The organism is Bacillus sp. FMQ74 (assembly GCF_001875785.1).
Taxonomy (GTDB): Bacteria; Bacillota; Bacilli; order Bacillales; family Bacillaceae; genus Bacillus; species Bacillus stercoris.
Window position 1 is genome coordinate 110,097 of record NZ_MOEO01000004.1, and the last position, 17,378, is coordinate 127,474.

A 17,378-nucleotide genomic window follows, 5' to 3' on the forward strand; every position below is an offset into this window, starting at 1 on the left:
TCATCACAGAAAAACGGAAATCTGCTACTATGCTACAGGCTGATACCTGATTACTTTTGAACATTATGTTACATACAAAAAAGAGGCTGACCGCTATCAGCCTCTTTTTTCTTATTTAGATAACATCAATGATTGCTGAGTGAAGATTTTCTCAACATCTTTTTGGGTATAAGCAGGGAAGTATTCACCGCCGCCTACTTTCGCAATCGCGTTCAGCTGGCCTTTGTATCCCTCTTTATAATCAAAACCGATCACATTAACAGTGATATTGTCTTTTTGCAGTTCCTTTGCTGTTTTAATCGGATTTCCTCCGCACGTTTCCTCACCGTCTGTCAACAAATACACCACTTTTTCCCCTTTTGCGTCAAGCTGGTCAAAAGAAGATTTCGCCTCATTCAGCGCTTTGGCAATTGGCGTCCAGCCAGTCGGTCCAATGGCATTAAGAGAATTAAGGAAGCTTTGCTCGTTAAAGCTTTGGAAGCCGTATACGTTGCGAATGGCTTCACATGATTGAACTTTTCCGGAATTTTTATTGTTTCCTTCAGAGCCAAACACACTCATTTTCACCTGAGTTCCTTCTGGCAGTGAGCTTGCAAACTTTGAAATTTCTTTTTTGGCTGAATTAAATTTAGAGACACCGTCTATTCTTTTCGCCATACTTCCGCTGGCATCAAGCAAGACTGCCACGTTCGCAGGAGCTTTAGCCTCCGTTTCTGTCTTTTCAGCTGCAAAAGCAGGTGAAGTTAATCCAAATAACAATCCCGTCATCATGATCAGTGAAAATCTTTTCTTCATGTTCGTACCCCTTTACCAATTTGTTTCTGCGTGCAGATGTTCAACGCTGAACATAACCTATCGTAATCGACAAAAACCGAGAAATAAATAGGGCGGGCTTCCCCATTGCTGTTGTTTACTTTTGCATAGAAACCTATGTTTTTATTAGTGATTTCCACCTAACGTTCCTATGAAAAAAGAAGATTGTCCGCCTTTCGGCTTTCGTTATATGAGTCTGTCGAAGTCTGTCGACAAATGTGGATGACTTTACCACAATCTTAAAACCTGCAATCAGGAAAAAAGGACTGATCCTTAAAGACTGTCAGAAGCTTCTCTAAACCGTTTCAACCGCCCTTAGATAAAAGATATTCAGGAATAGAAAAAGACGCTCAATGAGCGTCTTTTTTTACTTTTTCGCCATATATTTATTCAAAAACGAATCGGCCTCAGAAATTTGTGTGCCCTGATAATAGTACTTCACGATGTCATCAACCGTTTTTCCTTCTTTCGCCATAAAATTCGCTCCATATTGGCTCATTCCTACACCGTGGCCAAATCCTCTCGTCGTGACTGTAATTGTGTCTCCATTTCGCTTCCAATCAAAATCGGCGGAGTTGAGGCCCAGCTTTTCACGTATGTCTCTTCCTTTCAGCGTCTTGCCGTTAATAACGGCTGTTGCGACCTGGTGGCCCGGTGTCTCTCCGGTAATCCTTCCTACTGCGCTAGACCCATCCAGCTTGACGCCGAGCTTTTGCTCAAACTCTGCCGCTGTAAAAGTTTTTGTTGACTTATATTTCGGAGACTTTTTATCCCATGGGCTTTTGACGCTTTTTAAATAAGGGATAGCACTTGTCCAATAAGCTTCTGCATTCTCTGTATAGCCATTGCTTGTGGAGAAAAAGGAGGCTTCAATAGGCTGGTTGTTGTACGTTAAGATTTTGCCTTGCGTACTGGCTACCGCATCTGTGATTTTCTTCAGTTTTTCTTCATAGCTTGTGCCCCACTGTTTTTTCAGCTCCGCTTTGCTTTTATACACCTGGAACATTTGTGTATCATCCACCAGTGAGCCTTTAGGAGCCTCTACCGCTGAATTTGATACCATCAGTCTGACAATAAACGTTCTGGCGGCGAGAGCCTGGGCTTTCAGCGCTTCAGGTTTAAAGGTTGCCGGCATTTCGGAGGCGACGACTCCAATTACATACTCTTCAAGCGGAATGTCTTCTACGGATTGATTTGCGGTTCGATAGACGGGAATAGAAACAGGTGATGTCTTCAATGTTTCTGCTCCTTTCGATGCTGGTTTCGTGCTGACTGCTGTCTTTTCTGATTCTACACTGGCCCCCGTTTCCTTATTATGCTGGAACGGTATAACCAAAAGGGTGGGAACCAAGAGAATCAATGCACATAGTACGGATAGTGTGATTGCGAATTGTTTCATATTCAGCTGCCTCCTGCTCGGGATTCGACTCTAGTCTAGTCTATGGGCAGGGACAAGCTAATATGACTCTCGTTTTGGACAGAAACTTTATTTGTCATTTACGTATTCTTTTTTGCTATTTTGCGCATAATGATGATAATACACAAAAAATAAAAAACCAGTATGCCAGAGTGACATACTGATTTTCAAGTAAGTTTATGCATTTAAGTCAGAAACGACTTCTTTATTCTCTTGCTCAGAAGCAGACTCATCATTTACACGTTCGATGTCTGCGCCCAGAGCGGCAAGCTTCTTATGGAAATCAACGTAACCGCGGTCTAAGTGCTTCAGTTCAGTAACACGTGTGTGACCTTCAGCCACTAACCCCGCAAGAATCAGCGCTGCACCTGCACGCAAATCAGTCGCTGCAACTTCAGCTCCCTGAAGCTGTACAGGACCGTTAATGATGACAGAACGTCCTTCAATCTTGATATCACCATTCATACGGCGGAATTCTTCTGCATGCATAAAACGGTTTTCAAAAACGGTTTCTGTAATCATGCTTGTGCCGCTTGCACGAAGCAGAAGCGCCATCATTTGTGACTGCATATCAGTCGGGAAGCCCGGATGAGGCATTGTTTTGATGTCAATCGGTTTAAGTTCTTTCGGGCCGATGACACGCAGGCCTTCACCTTCATCCTTAATTGTTACACCCATCTCTTCCATTTTTGCAATTAAAGAGGTGAGGTGCTCAGGAACCGCTCCTTTTACTAATACGTTTCCTTCAGTGATTGCAGCAGCAACCATAAATGTGCCCGCTTCGATGCGGTCAGGAATAATATGGTGTTTTACGCCGTGAAGCTTTTCGACTCCTTCAATTTTGATGGTGCCGGTGCCAGCTCCGCGGATTTTTCCGCCCATGCCGTTGATATAGTTTGCTAAATCAACGATTTCGGGTTCTTTTGCCACGTTTTCCAGCGTTGTTGTTCCTTCAGCTAAAGCGGCTGCCATAATCAGGTTCTCTGTAGCTCCTACACTTGGGAAGTCCAGATAAATTTTTGCGCCTTGCAGTCGGCCTTTTACTTCAGCTTCAATGAAGCCATTACCGACTTTGATTTCTGCGCCCATTGCTTCAAAACCTTTTAAATGCTGATCAATCGGTCTGGAACCAATTGCGCATCCGCCCGGAAGCGCAACTCTTGCATGACCTGTACGCGCAAGAAGCGGCCCCATGACAAGCACAGACGCACGCATTTTACGAACATATTCAAAAGGTGCTTCAGTTTGCAAAGCGTATGAAGCATTCACAGTCACTTCATTATTCTCAAAATGCACATCTGCTCCTAAATGACGCAACACTTCGTTAATTGTATATACATCGGAGAGCGTAGGTACATCACAAATTACGCTTTTTTCTTCACTTGCTAATAAAGATGCAGCGATAACAGGTAAAACGGCATTTTTAGCGCCTTCAACTTTGACTGTGCCGTTTAACTTCTGACCGCCGCGGACGATGATTTTTTCCAAGGTATTCCCCTCCGCGTCCCTAAATTCTCTATATTAATATTCAGTCGTAACGATTGGTGTGCCAACCGTAACGGTATGTTTTCCGCCCATTCCTGCACTTCTAAGTGCAATTTGCAAATTCATCTTATGTTTCGAGGTCATAATGTACTCTTCCCACTCATTTGTAAACGCAGAAATAGAAACGAAATTTGGCTCAACTACATGTTCTACTGATCTTGCTTGAAATTCATTTAATAACTGATTTGCTTTTTTTTGCAAAACAATATTCATATTATCATCTAAATGACCATTTAGACAAGTAAAAATAACTACTTTTTCTTGGAATATCCCAAGTGTCTCCCGTTCAAACTGTTCATATGTATCATTCCAGCTATCCGGTGTCTCAAGACTCATTTGCTCATATAATAAATACGAAGTTGGATTGTGTTTTTTGAGGGTTGTGACAAGCTGCAGTCTAAAAGAAGTGCGATTTTTTTTGTCAGTATATGTGCCAATTGCCTTTACGACTTTATCTTCCTGCGCAATCGTCCAATTATATTGACGATACTCTGATTTTAAACGTTGCACTTTTTGATAAAATTCTTTTTCGGTCAGTGACATGTTTTGTTTTGCATGCAATGTCCACTTATCTATTGACACATCTTGCCGTTCCATCCCCTCTGCTATTTGTGCCAACGGCGTTAATTCACTCGCATGAATGGTATGGAAAACAGCAATGACGAAGCTTAGCATGACAGAAATCATAATGGCGTGGCTTACTTGTTTTTTCTTCATGTTCCATCTCTCCCCCTTATCCCCAGTTTTACCGGAGGCAAGAGGCGCCATACGTAAAAATCTTCGTCAAAACTCGAGCTATTGCTTCAACCCGCTTCCTGCAACCATTCCCATGATGACGATGGTCAAAACCTATTAAAATAGATAGGGAAGCTGCTGTGAATAATTGAGGTAATCTAAAAAGAAATTCGCAACCGCCGTTCCAATTGCGATTGTCAGCAAAATCATCAGGAGTCTTGCCTGAACGACTTTGCCTTTTTTGATTAATGGATCTATATTGACGGCTTGCAGCGCCCACCAAGTCACTGCTATAAAAATCAGGTGAACGACAATGCCGATTGCAGCCTGCTGTCCCAATACACTCATCTATTACACTCCTTTCTCTGCGCTCATACCCTTTCTTATTATATAAGAAGCACAGATAAAGATGATACATTTTATACAGAACGGAATAATCAGCCAAAACTAGGGCTAATCCCCGCTTAAAGTGTGATTCTTTTACATGATATACTTTATTGGAAAGGAGCTGGCAAATGTGAATCATTCTTTTTTTCAGCCTGAAAAGCAATATGGTGAGGACCTGCCAATTTTCAAACAGGAATGGGAAGCAATTGCATTCTATTATGATTATAGACAGTCACAGATTGAAGAACTGAATGAATTGTGTCAGTTTTTTAACATTTCTCTTACCTATACGAGAGAAAGCCTTGAAGAGCTTGAAAACCTCTATTTTCAAAGTATACAAGAGCTTTTGCTTGCTGATTGGAATCTTCCTATTGAAGAATTCGAGAAAATGATCAGTGTTTATCTTATAGATTGCGTGATTGCCCACCATGAAGATGCTGAATGGGTTGTAAAACCTTATCCGTATACAGACGGCGCTTATACATTGGGCTTTAGAAGACATCGCAAATCGTGGCATACAATGAATACCTGTGATGGTTTATACTTGCGCCAAAAAGAGGATCGCCCGCTGCTGTCGCTGTTTGATTCTCTTGTGCGTTCATAAAAAAAATCCTTCTCTTAAAGAGAAGGATCTTTTCTTATTTCCCTGCTACATCCAATCTGTTCAAAGCCCGCTGTAACGCAAGCTCAGCCCGACGAATGTCAGTATCATCTGATTGAGAATTCAAACGCTCCTGCGCCCGCTGACGTGCAGCTTCAGCGCGCTCTTTGTCGATGCCTTCCGCTGTCTCGGCAGCCTGGGCAAGGATGGTGACCTGATCAGGACGGACTTCTACAAATCCGCCGCTGACGGCAACCATTTCAGTATGTCCGTCTTTTTTCAGACGGACAGCGCCGATTTTAAGAGGAGCCACGGTTGGAATATGACCTGGCAAAATACCGAGATCGCCGCTTTCGGCTCTCACACTCACCATTTCGATATCCGCATCGTATACTGGGCCGTCGGGAGTAACGATATTGACTTTAACGGTCTTCATGCTTTTACCCTCCTAGGACCAGATTAAACTTCTACACCCATTTCTTTAGCTTTCTCAACAACTTCTTCGATACGGCCTACAAGACGGAACGCATCTTCTGGAAGATGGTCGTATTTGCCGGCTAAGATTTCTTTGAAGCCTTTAACCGTTTCTTTTACAGGCACGTAAGAACCTTTTTGTCCAGTGAACTGTTCAGCCACGTGGAAGTTCTGAGAAAGGAAGAACTGGATACGGCGTGCGCGGTGAACGACAAGCTTGTCTTCCTCGCCTAATTCATCCATACCGAGAATCGCAATGATATCTTGAAGCTCTTTGTAACGCTGAAGCGTTGACTGTACTTCACGTGCAACAGCATAATGCTCTTCTCCGACAATTTCAGGAGCAAGGGCGCGTGATGTAGACGCCAACGGATCAACCGCAGGGTAAATACCCATTTCAGTTAACTTACGCTCAAGGTTTGTTGTCGCGTCCAAGTGAGCGAACGTTGTTGCCGGCGCCGGGTCAGTGTAGTCATCGGCAGGCACGTAGATCGCCTGGATAGATGTAACTGATCCAACGTTCGTAGACGTGATACGCTCTTGGAGCTGACCCATTTCAGTTGCAAGCGTCGGCTGATAACCAACCGCTGAAGGCATACGACCAAGAAGGGCTGAAACCTCGGAACCCGCTTGTGTGAAACGGAAAATGTTATCGATGAAGAACAGTACGTCCTGTCCTTGTACATCACGGAAGTGCTCAGCCATTGTAAGGCCTGTCAAAGCAACACGCATACGTGCGCCCGGCGGCTCGTTCATTTGTCCGAATACCATGGCTGTTTTGTTGATTACGCCAGAGTCACTCATTTCATAGAAAAGGTCGTTCCCTTCACGAGTACGCTCTCCTACGCCGGCGAATACAGAGATACCGCCGTGCTCTTGCGCGATGTTGTTGATTAATTCCTGGATTAATACGGTTTTACCTACACCGGCACCGCCGAACAATCCGATTTTACCGCCCTTGATGTAAGGAGCAAGCAAGTCAACAACTTTAATGCCTGTTTCAAGAATTTCAACTTCTGTTGAAAGCTGATCGAATGAAGGCGCCTGTCTGTGAATCGGATCCTTTTTCGCATCCGCAGGAACCGGCTCATTCAAATCAATATTTTCTCCGAGAACGTTAAATACACGTCCGAGTGTTACATCACCAACCGGTACTGAGATTGGCGCTCCTGTATCTACAGCTTCCATACCGCGCTGAACACCATCCGTAGATGCCATTGCGATCGTACGGACTGTATCATCGCCTAAATGAAGAGCGACCTCAAGCGTTAAATCAATACCTACTTCGTTTTCACTTGCAGCTGGCTGTGAAATTTTAATCGCATTATAAATTTCAGGCAAGTGACCGTCTTCAAAACGCACGTCGACGACTGGTCCTAATACCTGGCTAACGCGTCCTTTCTTCATCGCTATCCCTCCTGACAAAATCTTTCTATTCTAAAGCGGCTGCTCCGCCGACAATTTCCGTAATTTCTTGTGTGATGGCTGCTTGGCGAGCGCGGTTGTATGAAAGCGAAAGTGAATCGATAAGTTCCTTCGCGTTGTCTGTCGCATTTTTCATCGCCGTCATTCTTGCAGCGTGCTCACTTGCTTTACTGTCAAGAAGCGCACCGAAGATTAAGCTTTCTGCATATTGAGGAAGCAAAACCTCCAGAACCTCCTCTTCAGACGGTTCAAATTCATAAGACGCCGTTCTTTTTCCGCCGCTGCTGCCCAAATCAGATAACGGCAGAAGTTTTTTCTCCGTTACTTCTTGAGAAATGGCGCTGACAAAATGGTTATAGACAAGGTGCAGTTCATCAAACGCACCGTCTATAAACATTTGGATCGTTTGACGGGCAAGATCCTTAATTTCTGTAAACGTTACTTCATCTCCAAGTCCTGTTAACTCGGAAATGATCGGAATCTCACGTTTCTTAAAGAAATCACGGCCCACTCTTCCGATGGCAATCACCGCATACTCATCCTTAGACTGATGACGTTCCTGCATGGCCTGATAAGCACTTCGTAAAACCGAACTGTTAAAAGCGCCGGCAAGACCGCGGTCAGACGTAATGACAAGGTATGCCGTTTTTTTCACTTCTCTGCTGAGAAGCATCGGATGCTTCACGTTGCCGGAAACTCTCCCGACGTTTGACACAACCTCTTGGATTTTATCCATATATGGCACAAATGATTTTGCATTGTTTTCAGCACGATTCAGCTTAGCCGCAGATACCATCTGCATGGCTTTTGTAATCTGACTCGTTTTTTTCGTTGACGTGATCCTTGACTTAATATCGCGTAATGAGGCCAAAGATTTCACCACCTTTTCTCTTCATCTGCGTAAAAAGAGAGAAAAAGAGAACCTTTTTCTCTCATCAGCATTCGAGTTAGTTGCTTGGTGCAAATGTGCGTTTGAAGCCTTCGATTGCAGCTTTGAAGTCTTCATCAGCAGGAAGGTTTCCTGTTTTCGCAATTCCGTCAAGCAGGTCTCTATGGTTTTGGTCAAGGTACATGTAGTACTCTTCTTCAAAACGTCTGATATCCGCCACAGGAATATCATCAAGATATCCTTTTGTCAGCGCATAAAGAATGGCTACTTGCTTTTCAACCGGAAGCGGCTTGTTCAGATCCTGCTTCAGCACTTCAACTGTACGCGCACCGCGGTTCAGTTTTGCCTGAGTCGCTTGGTCGAGGTCAGAACCGAATTGAGCAAAGGCTTCCAGCTCACGGTATGACGCAAGGTCAAGACGCAAAGTACCTGATACTTTTTTCATCGCTTTGATTTGCGCTGAGCCGCCGACACGGGATACAGACAATCCGGCGTTGATTGCTGGACGTACGCCTGAGAAGAACAAATCAGATTGCAGGAAGATCTGTCCGTCGGTGATGGAAATGACGTTCGTCGGAATATAAGCAGAGATATCTCCGGCTTGTGTTTCTACGAACGGCAGAGCTGTAATTGATCCTGCGCCTTTCGCGTCGCTAAGCTTTGCTGCACGCTCAAGCAGACGGGAATGAAGATAGAATACATCCCCAGGGAACGCTTCACGGCCCGGCGGACGGCGAAGAAGCAAGGACAGCTCACGGTAAGCAGCTGCTTGTTTAGAAAGATCATCATATACAACAAGAACGTGCTTGCCGCTGTACATAAATTCTTCTGCCATTGTAACCCCAGCATACGGTGCCAGGTACAGAAGGGGTGCCGGCTGTGACGCAGACGCCGTTACAACAATTGTATAATCAAGCGCGCCGTGTTTACGCAATGTTTCTACTACGCCGCGAACTGTTGATTCTTTTTGACCGATCGCAACATATACGCAGATCATGTCTTGGTCTTTTTGGTTCAGGATCGCATCGATCGCAACAGATGTTTTACCTGTTTGACGGTCACCGATGATCAGCTCACGCTGGCCGCGGCCGATTGGAATCAGTGCATCGATCGCTTTGATACCGGTTTGAAGCGGTTCATGAACGGATTTACGGTCCATAACGCCTGGTGCAGGGCTTTCGATCGGACGAGTTTTGCTTGTCAGGATCGGGCCAAGTCCGTCTACCGGCTGGCCTAGCGGATTTACGATACGGCCGATTAACTCTTCACCAACAGGGACCTCCATGATGCGGCCTGTTCTTTTTACTTCGTCTCCCTCACGGATCTCACTGAAAGGTCCTAAGATGACGATACCTACGTTTGATTCTTCAAGGTTTTGAGCCATACCCAATACACCGTTTGAAAATTCGACAAGTTCACCGGCCATACAGTTGTCAAGGCCGTGCACACGAGCAATACCGTCACCGACTTGGATGACTGTACCTACGTCTTGAACTTCAATATCAGATTGATAATTTTGTATTTGCTGTTTTATCAGCGTGCTAATCTCTTCAGCTTTGATGCTCACTTAGGTTTCACCCCTTCTATCGATTTTCCCCGGCTAATTGACGTTCAATGCGCTGAAGCTTCCCGCTTACGCTGCCGTCATAAATCCGGTTTCCAATGCGGACTTTAATGCCGCCTATTAAATCCGTCTGCACTTCATTTCTGATTCTCAGTGAAGCGACTCCGGCTTTTTTTGCAAACACTTGTGATAATGGTAACATTTCTGCATCCGTCAGCGGTTTCACTGAATATACGATTGCGTCTTCTGTTTGACGGGCCACATTTGCGAGTTTGATAAACTCATCTGTGAGCTCAGGGACAATCGCGGCACGATGGCGGTCAATCAAAAGAAAAATCGTATTGAGTACGGACTGTGACAAAGAGCCAAATGCATTTTGAATCAGCTCTTTTTTCTTCGCAGCCGGCACCTTCGGATGGTTTAACACATCATTAAGCGCTTTTTCATTTTGAAATACTTGTTTTACAACAATTAGCTCTTCTTCTACTTGATTCAGCTGAGCGGACTCATTGGCTATATCAAAAAGAGCTGATGCATATCGTTTAGAGACAGCTGATCCACTCATCGGCTTTCTCCTACCTCTTTAAGATAGTCCTGGATCAATTTCTCTTGAGCTTGTTCATCCAGTTCTTTTTCGATCACTTTCGACGCAATCATGACAGAAAGAGACGCTACTTGCTCACGGAGAGCAGAAACCGCCTGTTCTTTTTCCTTCACGATTTCAGTTCTTGCTGCTTCTTTCAGACGTTCAGATTCTGCACGTGCAGCCTGAATAATCTCTTCTTTTTGCTTCTCTCCCAGTTTCTTTGCGTTTTCGATAAGAGTTTGGGATTCCTGTCTTGCTTCTTTTAAAAGAACGCGCTGCTCTTCAATCAGCTGCTGCGCTTCTTTATTTTTTTCTTCAGCAGACGTAATTTCTCCAGCGATGTGGTCTTCACGCTGTTTCATTATGTTTAATAGCGGCCCTAAAGCGTATTTCTTCAGAAGCGCTAATAAGATTAACATAGCTAACAGTTGGAACAGGATATCTCCGCCGTTAAACGACAATCCTAGTTCAAGTGGTAATTGAGACATCTACTACGGCAACTCCCTTCTGCAGGTTTTTCTTTGCTGATCCAGCAGCCGCACTTGTCTCTTTTCAGCCGGCAAGGCGGGATGCTTATCAGACATAAAGCAATGGCGAAGGTTCTCTTGGAATGATCTTCGCCATTTTTAGTTCATATAAGGCTTTTATGCTTAGCCAAAGAACGCTAAGAATGCGATAACGACAGCGATAATAGGAAGGGCTTCAACTAGTGCGATACCCATGAACATAAGAGTTCTTAGTTCTTTACCTGCTTCCGGTTGACGGGCAATCCCCTCTACCGTACGTGAAACAATCAAACCGTTACCAATACCTGCACCAAGTGCGCCTAAACCAATTGCGATCGCAGCTGCTATTAAATTCATGAAAAAGTTCCTCCTTTAAAATGTTATCCATTTGGATATAATGTTTTAATGATCATGACTGATTTTATGAGACATGTACACCATCGTCAGCATTGTAAAGATAAATGCCTGGATGGCACCAATAAATAAACTGAATGCTTGCCATGCCAGCATCGGCAGAATGGCGCCGATTGTACCGACAAGACCGAGAGCCACGCTTTGCGAATAGTGGCTTGTCGCTAATCCTGCAAGCAGGCCGAGAAGAATCTCTCCGGCGAAGATGTTACCATAAAGCCGCAAACCGAGAGTCAGCGTATTCGCAAACTCTTCGATGATTTTCATCGGGAGCATGAATGGCACAGGTCTCAAATAGTCTTTGGAATATTCCTTGAGCCCTTTCATCTTCACACCATAGTAATGGGTTAAAGCAACAACCATCACGGCTAGCGTTAATGTAATGGCAGGATCCGCTGTCGGAGACTTCCACCAGAGCTCATGTCCGATTGTAATAGAGAACGGCAGCCCCAGCATATTCGACACAAATATGTACATCAGCAATGTGACACCAAGTGCCAAGAAGTTAGCCCCTGTTTTTAAATCCATTGTACTGCCAATAATATTGCGGACGAAATCAACAATCCATTCCATAAAGTTCTGGGCTTTTCCAGGACGGATCGAAAGCGTTCTTGTCGTTAATATAGCAATCAATAAAACAATCACACTCGCCACAGTAATCATCAGAATGTTTGTCAGATTAAAAGTAAGACCTAGAAATTCTATAGTTCTGTAACCATGATTCAAAGGGTTTTCACCTCTCTTCCATTGATGAACGTTTAAGCTGGATAAAGGAATCTATCATAATGACAGGGTATATTGTCATTAATCCAATAACTGTACTTGCCATATGAAAATATTCGGGATTTTTATAGGCAACAGCCACAGCAAGAATCGCATTGCACCACCGCGCTGCGCTCCCGAGAGATCGTATGGACTTTCCTTTCTCAACAGCTCTGTCAAAAGCATTCATTCTCCTGACGAGCAGTAAAAAATTAAACAAACTGAAAACAGTTCCCAGAATAAGGCCTAAAAAAACGGTTTTATACGCTGTTAAACCATAACCCAGTACATACACTGCCAAAATGAACAATAAATATTTGCGTTGTCTGCTAAATGTAAGCTTGGGATCGTCCATCAATTATCTGTCTCCTGATGAAAAAATAATGTATAGCTTGGATACGGCAAAAATCAGCGGTTAACCCTTAGTAGAAGACCTTTTTTGACCGGCAAAAAACGGGCCTGTTCGAAAAAATCATTCATCCGCAAGCCTTGCAGGGATGCTGTTTCATTCGCTTGAATAAATCCTCATAATACGGGTTTGCTGAGAGGATTTACATTGGGGATGAGGACTATAATGAAAGCTATGAAAACCTTCTCATAATACCCTCGTTTAGCATACAATAGCCCCTAACATGTGTCAATCTGTTTAAAGTTAAAAAACTTTTTATACTTTACGTCTCCACAGAATGTTCACATTTTCACCTATAATTGTATACAAATTGACCGAATATCAAAAAACTGGATAAAAAAAGAACCCCCTTTTCTGGGGGTTTTCTTTTTTTATTTTGTTCCAAACATGCGGTCTCCCGCGTCTCCGAGACCTGGAACAATATAGCCTTTTTCGTTTAATTTTTCATCAAGCGCCGCGATGTAAATATCAACGTCCGAATGATGCTTCTGCAATTCTTCCACACCCTCCGGCGCTGCTACAAGACACATGAAACGGATATTTTTCGCACCGCGTTTTTTGAGGCTATGAATGGCTTCAACTGCGGAACCGCCTGTAGCGAGCATCGGGTCAACCACAATGAATTCACGCTCTTCCACATCAGAAGGAAGCTTGACATAGTATTCCACGGGTTTTAAGGTTTCAGGATCACGGTAAAGGCCGACATGCCCCACTTTTGCCGCAGGAATCAGCTTTAAAATGCCGTCAACCATTCCCAATCCTGCTCTTAGGATCGGAACCACTCCGAGTTTTTTCCCTGAGATGACTTTCGATTTCGCAGCCTGAACCGGTGTATTGATGTCCACTTCTTCCAAAGGAAGATCGCGGGTAATTTCAAATGCCATAAGTGTGGCTACTTCATCTACTAACTCTCTAAAATCCTTCGTACCTGTATTTTCATTCCGTATATATGTCAGCTTGTGCTGAATTAAAGGATGATCAAATACATAAACCTTTCCCATACTGTGTTTCAGCTCCTTTTTTATTGTCCCATCAACAATTACACACTTCTATTGATTCTACAAAAAAAGACATTGAGTTTCAAGAACATCGTCAAAAAACCCGCCGGGCATAAGCCCAAGCGGGTTTTTTTGGATCTTAATAATCTAATTCTTTATATAAAGGAAATTTATCAGTCAGAGCAGCTACACGCTGTCTTGCTTCTTCAAGCTTTCCTTCATCTTCGTGGTTTTTCAATGCAAGCGCAATGATAGCACCGACTTCTTCCAATGCGTCTCCGTCAAAACCTCGGCTGGTTACAGCAGCTGTACCAAGACGGATGCCGCTTGTAACGAAAGGTTTTTCAGGATCGTATGGAATTGCGTTTTTGTTAGATGTAATACCGATCTCATCAAGTACGTGCTCCGCAACCTTACCAGTCAGTCCGAGAGAACGAAGGTCAACAAGGATAAGGTGGTTGTCAGTTCCGCCTGAAACGAGCTGGATGCCCTCTTTCGTTAACGCTTCAGCCAAACGTTTCGCGTTTGAAATGACGTTTTTTGCATATGTTTTGAAATCGTCCTGCAATACTTCGCCGAATGAAACAGCTTTTGCGGCAATAACGTGCATCAGCGGGCCGCCTTGAATGCCAGGGAAGATTGATTTATCAATTTTCTTGCCAAACTCTTCACGGCAAAGGATCATACCGCCGCGAGGACCGCGAAGTGTTTTATGTGTTGTTGTTGTAACGAAATCAGCATAAGGAACCGGGTTTGGATGAAGACCTGCCGCAACAAGTCCTGCGATATGCGCCATATCCACCATGAAGTAAGCGCCGACTTCATCAGCAATTTCACGGAATTTCTTAAAGTCGATTGTACGAGGATACGCACTTGCTCCTGCTACAATAAGCTTCGGTTTATGAGCGAGGGCTTTTTCACGCACGTCATCGTAATCAATATGTTGAGTTTCTTTATCTACGCCGTACTCAACAAAGTTATATTGAACACCGCTGAAGTTGACTGGGCTTCCGTGTGTTAAATGGCCGCCGTGGGAGAGGTTCATCCCAAGTACAGTATCGCCTTGCTCCAAAATCGTGAAGTACACTGCCATGTTTGCTTGTGCGCCTGAATGCGGCTGAACGTTTACATGCTCCGCTCCAAAGATTTCCTTCGCGCGATCACGAGCGATATCTTCAACGACATCGACGTGCTCGCATCCGCCGTAGTAGCGTTTGCCCGGATATCCTTCTGCGTATTTATTTGTCAAAACAGATCCTTGTGCTTCCATAACCGCTTCGCTTACAAAGTTCTCAGAAGCAATCAATTCGATCTTAGTCTGTTGGCGTTCACGCTCATTTTTAATGGCGTTAAACACTTGTTCGTCTTGCGCAGGTAAATGTTTCATCAGCGAGATCCTCTCCTATCCGTATCCTGTTCTTTGTTTTTACCATCACTATTGTACATGGTTTTTAAGGCCGATGTAAAAGATTATTTTTAAAAAATCTAAATTTTTATTGGTAAAAACGAATAATGATAACTTAAATTTAATTTAAAGTTCGGAATTTATATTACTGACTTAAAATAAAAGAAAAGACTGGCCATGCAGTCCTTTCATTCGCACTCATAAACCGCCCGCACTCCGCCGATTAGTTTCGGCCGTGTACGCGCTAATGTCACATGAGCTGAACCGAGGCTGTTTTGAGAGACACGCACAGGGACAGCCACCGGCTTCAGATGCATGCCGATAAACGTATCGCCTATATCAATTCCGGCGTCAGCCTGAATGGTTTCAACAAGAACAGGAGACTTCATCTGCTTAAACGCATAAGACGCCATCGCGCCTCCCGCTTTTGGAACGGGCACGGCAGAAACGGTTGGAAGCCTGAACAGCCGGGCCGTTTCTGCTTCGACAACAAGCGCCCTGTTCAAATGCTCGCAGCATTGAAACGCCAGATGGATTCCCGTTTTTTCCCGAAGCTCGGCAAGTCCGCTGTAGATGCTTTCAGCAATATCTACACTGCCTGATGTGCCAATCCGGCTGCCGGCCACTTCGCTCGTGCTGCATCCAAGGACGAAGAGCTGATCTTGTTTCAATTCAGCCTGTTCCTGAAACTCAGACAGCATCGCCTTCCACGTTTGTTTCATCTCATTCATTAAACAGCACCCCTACAGGTTTTTCTCTTCATAATCTGAGATTTTTCCAATACGCGTTTGGTGTCTTCCCCCGGTAAACTCAGTGGTCAGCCAGATTTTTGCGATTTCCCGAGCCAAACCAGGGCCGATCACCCGTTCACCCATCGCAAGGATGTTTGTGTCATTATGCTCCCTCGTCGCCTTCGCGCTGAAGGTATCGTGCGCCAGCGCGCAGCGAATCCCTTTTACTTTATTTGCGGAAATGCTCATGCCGATGCCTGTCCCGCAAATTAAAATCCCTCTGTCAACTTCGCCGCTAACCACTTTTTCGGCCACCGGAAAAGCATAATCCGGATAATCGACAGAGCCGCTGCCGCAGTCACAGCCCATATCAATATATTCAATTTGCAATTCGTCCATTAAATCTTTGATTTCATTTCGAATGTGAACGCCGCCATGATCCGATGCAATGGCTACTTTCATCTGCTTTTCCTCCCAGCGTGTGTGATGCGGCCCGCCCGCTTTATTGACCGCGCAGCCTGTCCGCTCTTTGATTCACACCATATGATGTGCTTTTCACTATATTCTACTCCTTCACGCAGGATTTGCAAATGACCTGTTTGCAGATATTCTAACAACTTACCTGCCTTCATTTTTCAGCTGTTTTGCCAGCTGCCGAAGAAGCTCTTCAAGCTCATCTCGCGTTTGTTTATAGATGTCAATTGAGCCGCCGAACGGATCGATAACATCTCCATGGCTGCCTGTGACATATTCTTTTAATGTAAACACTTTATCACGATAACGTCCAAATTGGCTGGCAATGATCTGTTTGTGCTGATGGGTCATAGCCAGAACCAAATCTGCCGATTCCATATGTTCTTCAGTTAATGGAGAAGACACATGATTAAGGGCAATGTGTTTTTCAAACAGCGCTTCGACTGCATGAGGCGTCGCTCTCCCATTAGGCGAAGCAAACACGCCTGCCGAGCGGACACTGACATTCAGCCCTTCCGTTTCTGCAATTGATTTAAAAAGCGCCTCAGCCATTGGGCTGCGGCACGTATTTCCAGTACAGACAAAAATAATATCCAAGTCAGTCACCCCTTATTTTTCTCTATTATATATGAAGAAAAAAGAAACGGCGACTTCGTTTCTTTTATTGGTATATTAAATTGGCAATAGCAGCTTTAGGCCGAATACGATTAATATGATGCCCCCGAGCGCTTCGCTGTATGTGCCAAGCCATGACTGCACTTGTTTTCCGACCAAAAGGCCAAGCCATGTCAACATCATGCTGAACAGCCCAAACAGGGTAATTGTGAGGAGCGGATGCGAGCCGTATATCCCTAAGCTCAAGCCGACGGAAAAGCTGTCAAGGCTGACGCCGATGGCAAACAGCAATAAGCCCGGACCTGCCGGCGACATGAATCGTTCTTCTGACTGTTTAAAAGAAGCCATAAGCATTTGAACCCCAAGTACAAAAAGCAGCGCCCCTCCGATATAAACCGCTAACACACCGAGAAGCCCTGACAGCATGTTACCGGCCGCCATCCCTGCGAGAGGCATGATAACGTGAAAAAGGCCGATGATAAAGCCGATATAGAATATCTGCTTCTTTCTAAGTTTGACCATGCCCATTCCAAGGCCGACAGAAAAAGCATCCATCCCTAAAGCAAACGCCATGATGCTTAATGTCATCAGTTCGCCTATAAACAAATCCGACATACATAAATAACCCCCT

Annotated in this window: 21 protein-coding genes; 1 reads left to right on the plus strand and 20 read right to left on the minus strand. The window is 44.4% G+C overall.

The genetic code is table 11. The features are described from left to right. Positions 1–111: 111 nt before the first annotated feature. The 5 genes from BLL41_RS09510 to BLL41_RS09530 form a co-directional block, all read right to left on the minus strand. Entirely contained in the window at positions 112–795 is a 684-nt protein-coding gene (locus tag BLL41_RS09510; RefSeq protein ID WP_071577653.1) for a vWA domain-containing protein, read from the minus strand. A gap of 385 nt (positions 796–1,180) precedes the next feature. Next, positions 1,181–2,212, minus strand: coding sequence for a stage II sporulation protein D (gene spoIID / locus BLL41_RS09515; protein WP_071577654.1), 1,032 nt, complete (start codon positions 2,210–2,212; stop codon positions 1,181–1,183). A gap of 195 nt (positions 2,213–2,407) precedes the next feature. Continuing rightward, on the minus strand, positions 2,408–3,718 hold the full coding sequence (gene murA / locus BLL41_RS09520) for a UDP-N-acetylglucosamine 1-carboxyvinyltransferase (protein WP_014478251.1): 1,311 nt from the start codon (positions 3,716–3,718) through the stop codon (positions 2,408–2,410). Between the two features lie 33 nt (positions 3,719–3,751). Next, complete coding sequence (locus tag BLL41_RS09525) at positions 3,752–4,492, minus strand: YwmB family TATA-box binding protein (RefSeq protein ID WP_071577655.1); 741 nt, start codon at positions 4,490–4,492, stop codon at positions 3,752–3,754. Positions 4,493–4,627: 135 nt separating this feature from the next. After that, positions 4,628–4,858: a DUF1146 family protein gene (locus BLL41_RS09530; protein ID WP_003227691.1), complete on the minus strand. Its 231-nt coding sequence runs from the start codon at positions 4,856–4,858 to the stop codon at positions 4,628–4,630. Positions 4,859–5,027: 169 nt separating this feature from the next. Here BLL41_RS09530 and BLL41_RS09535 point away from each other — a divergent pair, with 169 nt between their 5' ends. Then, the gene (locus BLL41_RS09535; protein WP_083427978.1) at positions 5,028–5,501 is read left to right on the plus strand and encodes a hypothetical protein; all 474 of its coding nucleotides are present in this window, start codon (positions 5,028–5,030) and stop codon (positions 5,499–5,501) included. Between the two features lie 34 nt (positions 5,502–5,535). Here the strand turns inward: BLL41_RS09535 and BLL41_RS09540 are convergent, their stop codons facing one another. The 15 genes from BLL41_RS09540 to BLL41_RS09615 form a co-directional block, all read right to left on the minus strand. Then, positions 5,536–5,934 (minus strand): F0F1 ATP synthase subunit epsilon, encoded by a 399-nt coding sequence (locus tag BLL41_RS09540; RefSeq protein ID WP_071577657.1) that lies wholly within the window; start codon positions 5,932–5,934, stop codon positions 5,536–5,538. Between the two features lie 23 nt (positions 5,935–5,957). Further along, positions 5,958–7,379 (minus strand): F0F1 ATP synthase subunit beta, encoded by a 1,422-nt coding sequence (gene atpD, locus BLL41_RS09545; RefSeq protein WP_071577658.1) that lies wholly within the window; start codon positions 7,377–7,379, stop codon positions 5,958–5,960. Between the two features lie 25 nt (positions 7,380–7,404). Continuing rightward, complete coding sequence (gene atpG / locus BLL41_RS09550) at positions 7,405–8,268, minus strand: ATP synthase F1 subunit gamma (RefSeq protein ID WP_071577659.1); 864 nt, start codon at positions 8,266–8,268, stop codon at positions 7,405–7,407. Between the two features lie 76 nt (positions 8,269–8,344). Continuing rightward, positions 8,345–9,853: a F0F1 ATP synthase subunit alpha gene (atpA, locus tag BLL41_RS09555; RefSeq protein ID WP_071577660.1), complete on the minus strand. Its 1,509-nt coding sequence runs from the start codon at positions 9,851–9,853 to the stop codon at positions 8,345–8,347. 16 nt (positions 9,854–9,869) lie between these two features. After that, positions 9,870–10,415: a F0F1 ATP synthase subunit delta gene (locus tag BLL41_RS09560; protein ID WP_003243176.1), complete on the minus strand. Its 546-nt coding sequence runs from the start codon at positions 10,413–10,415 to the stop codon at positions 9,870–9,872. Further along, positions 10,412–10,924 (minus strand): F0F1 ATP synthase subunit B, encoded by a 513-nt coding sequence (atpF, locus tag BLL41_RS09565; protein ID WP_003244051.1) that lies wholly within the window; start codon positions 10,922–10,924, stop codon positions 10,412–10,414. The genes BLL41_RS09560 and atpF overlap by 4 nt, the downstream gene beginning before the upstream one ends. Positions 10,925–11,086: 162 nt before the next feature. Next, a complete protein-coding gene (atpE, locus tag BLL41_RS09575) occupies positions 11,087–11,299 on the minus strand; it encodes a F0F1 ATP synthase subunit C (protein ID WP_003151167.1) in 213 nt (70 codons plus the stop codon). A gap of 45 nt (positions 11,300–11,344) precedes the next feature. After that, complete coding sequence (gene atpB, locus BLL41_RS09580; protein WP_003242621.1) at positions 11,345–12,079, minus strand: F0F1 ATP synthase subunit A; 735 nt, start codon at positions 12,077–12,079, stop codon at positions 11,345–11,347. A 7-nt stretch (positions 12,080–12,086) separates the two neighbouring features. Further along, a complete protein-coding gene (atpI, locus tag BLL41_RS09585) occupies positions 12,087–12,470 on the minus strand; it encodes an ATP synthase subunit I (RefSeq protein WP_003243159.1) in 384 nt (127 codons plus the stop codon). Between the two features lie 425 nt (positions 12,471–12,895). Next, on the minus strand, positions 12,896–13,525 hold the full coding sequence (gene upp / locus BLL41_RS09590; RefSeq protein ID WP_003227670.1) for a uracil phosphoribosyltransferase: 630 nt from the start codon (positions 13,523–13,525) through the stop codon (positions 12,896–12,898). Positions 13,526–13,661: 136 nt separating this feature from the next. Further along, on the minus strand, positions 13,662–14,909 hold the full coding sequence (glyA, locus tag BLL41_RS09595) for a serine hydroxymethyltransferase (RefSeq protein ID WP_071577661.1): 1,248 nt from the start codon (positions 14,907–14,909) through the stop codon (positions 13,662–13,664). Between the two features lie 206 nt (positions 14,910–15,115). Next, entirely contained in the window at positions 15,116–15,658 is a 543-nt protein-coding gene (locus BLL41_RS09600; protein ID WP_071577662.1) for a TIGR01440 family protein, read from the minus strand. A gap of 12 nt (positions 15,659–15,670) precedes the next feature. Next, positions 15,671–16,120 carry a ribose 5-phosphate isomerase B gene (rpiB, locus tag BLL41_RS09605; protein WP_014665723.1) on the minus strand — a complete coding sequence of 150 codons (450 nt, stop codon included), beginning with the start codon at positions 16,118–16,120 and terminating at the stop codon, positions 15,671–15,673. A 156-nt stretch (positions 16,121–16,276) separates the two neighbouring features. Next, on the minus strand, positions 16,277–16,729 hold the full coding sequence (gene prpB, locus BLL41_RS09610; protein ID WP_071577663.1) for a protein arginine phosphatase PrpB: 453 nt from the start codon (positions 16,727–16,729) through the stop codon (positions 16,277–16,279). A gap of 75 nt (positions 16,730–16,804) precedes the next feature. Beyond that, positions 16,805–17,362 (minus strand): manganese efflux pump MntP, encoded by a 558-nt coding sequence (locus tag BLL41_RS09615; protein ID WP_071577664.1) that lies wholly within the window; start codon positions 17,360–17,362, stop codon positions 16,805–16,807. Positions 17,363–17,378 lie beyond the last annotated feature (16 nt).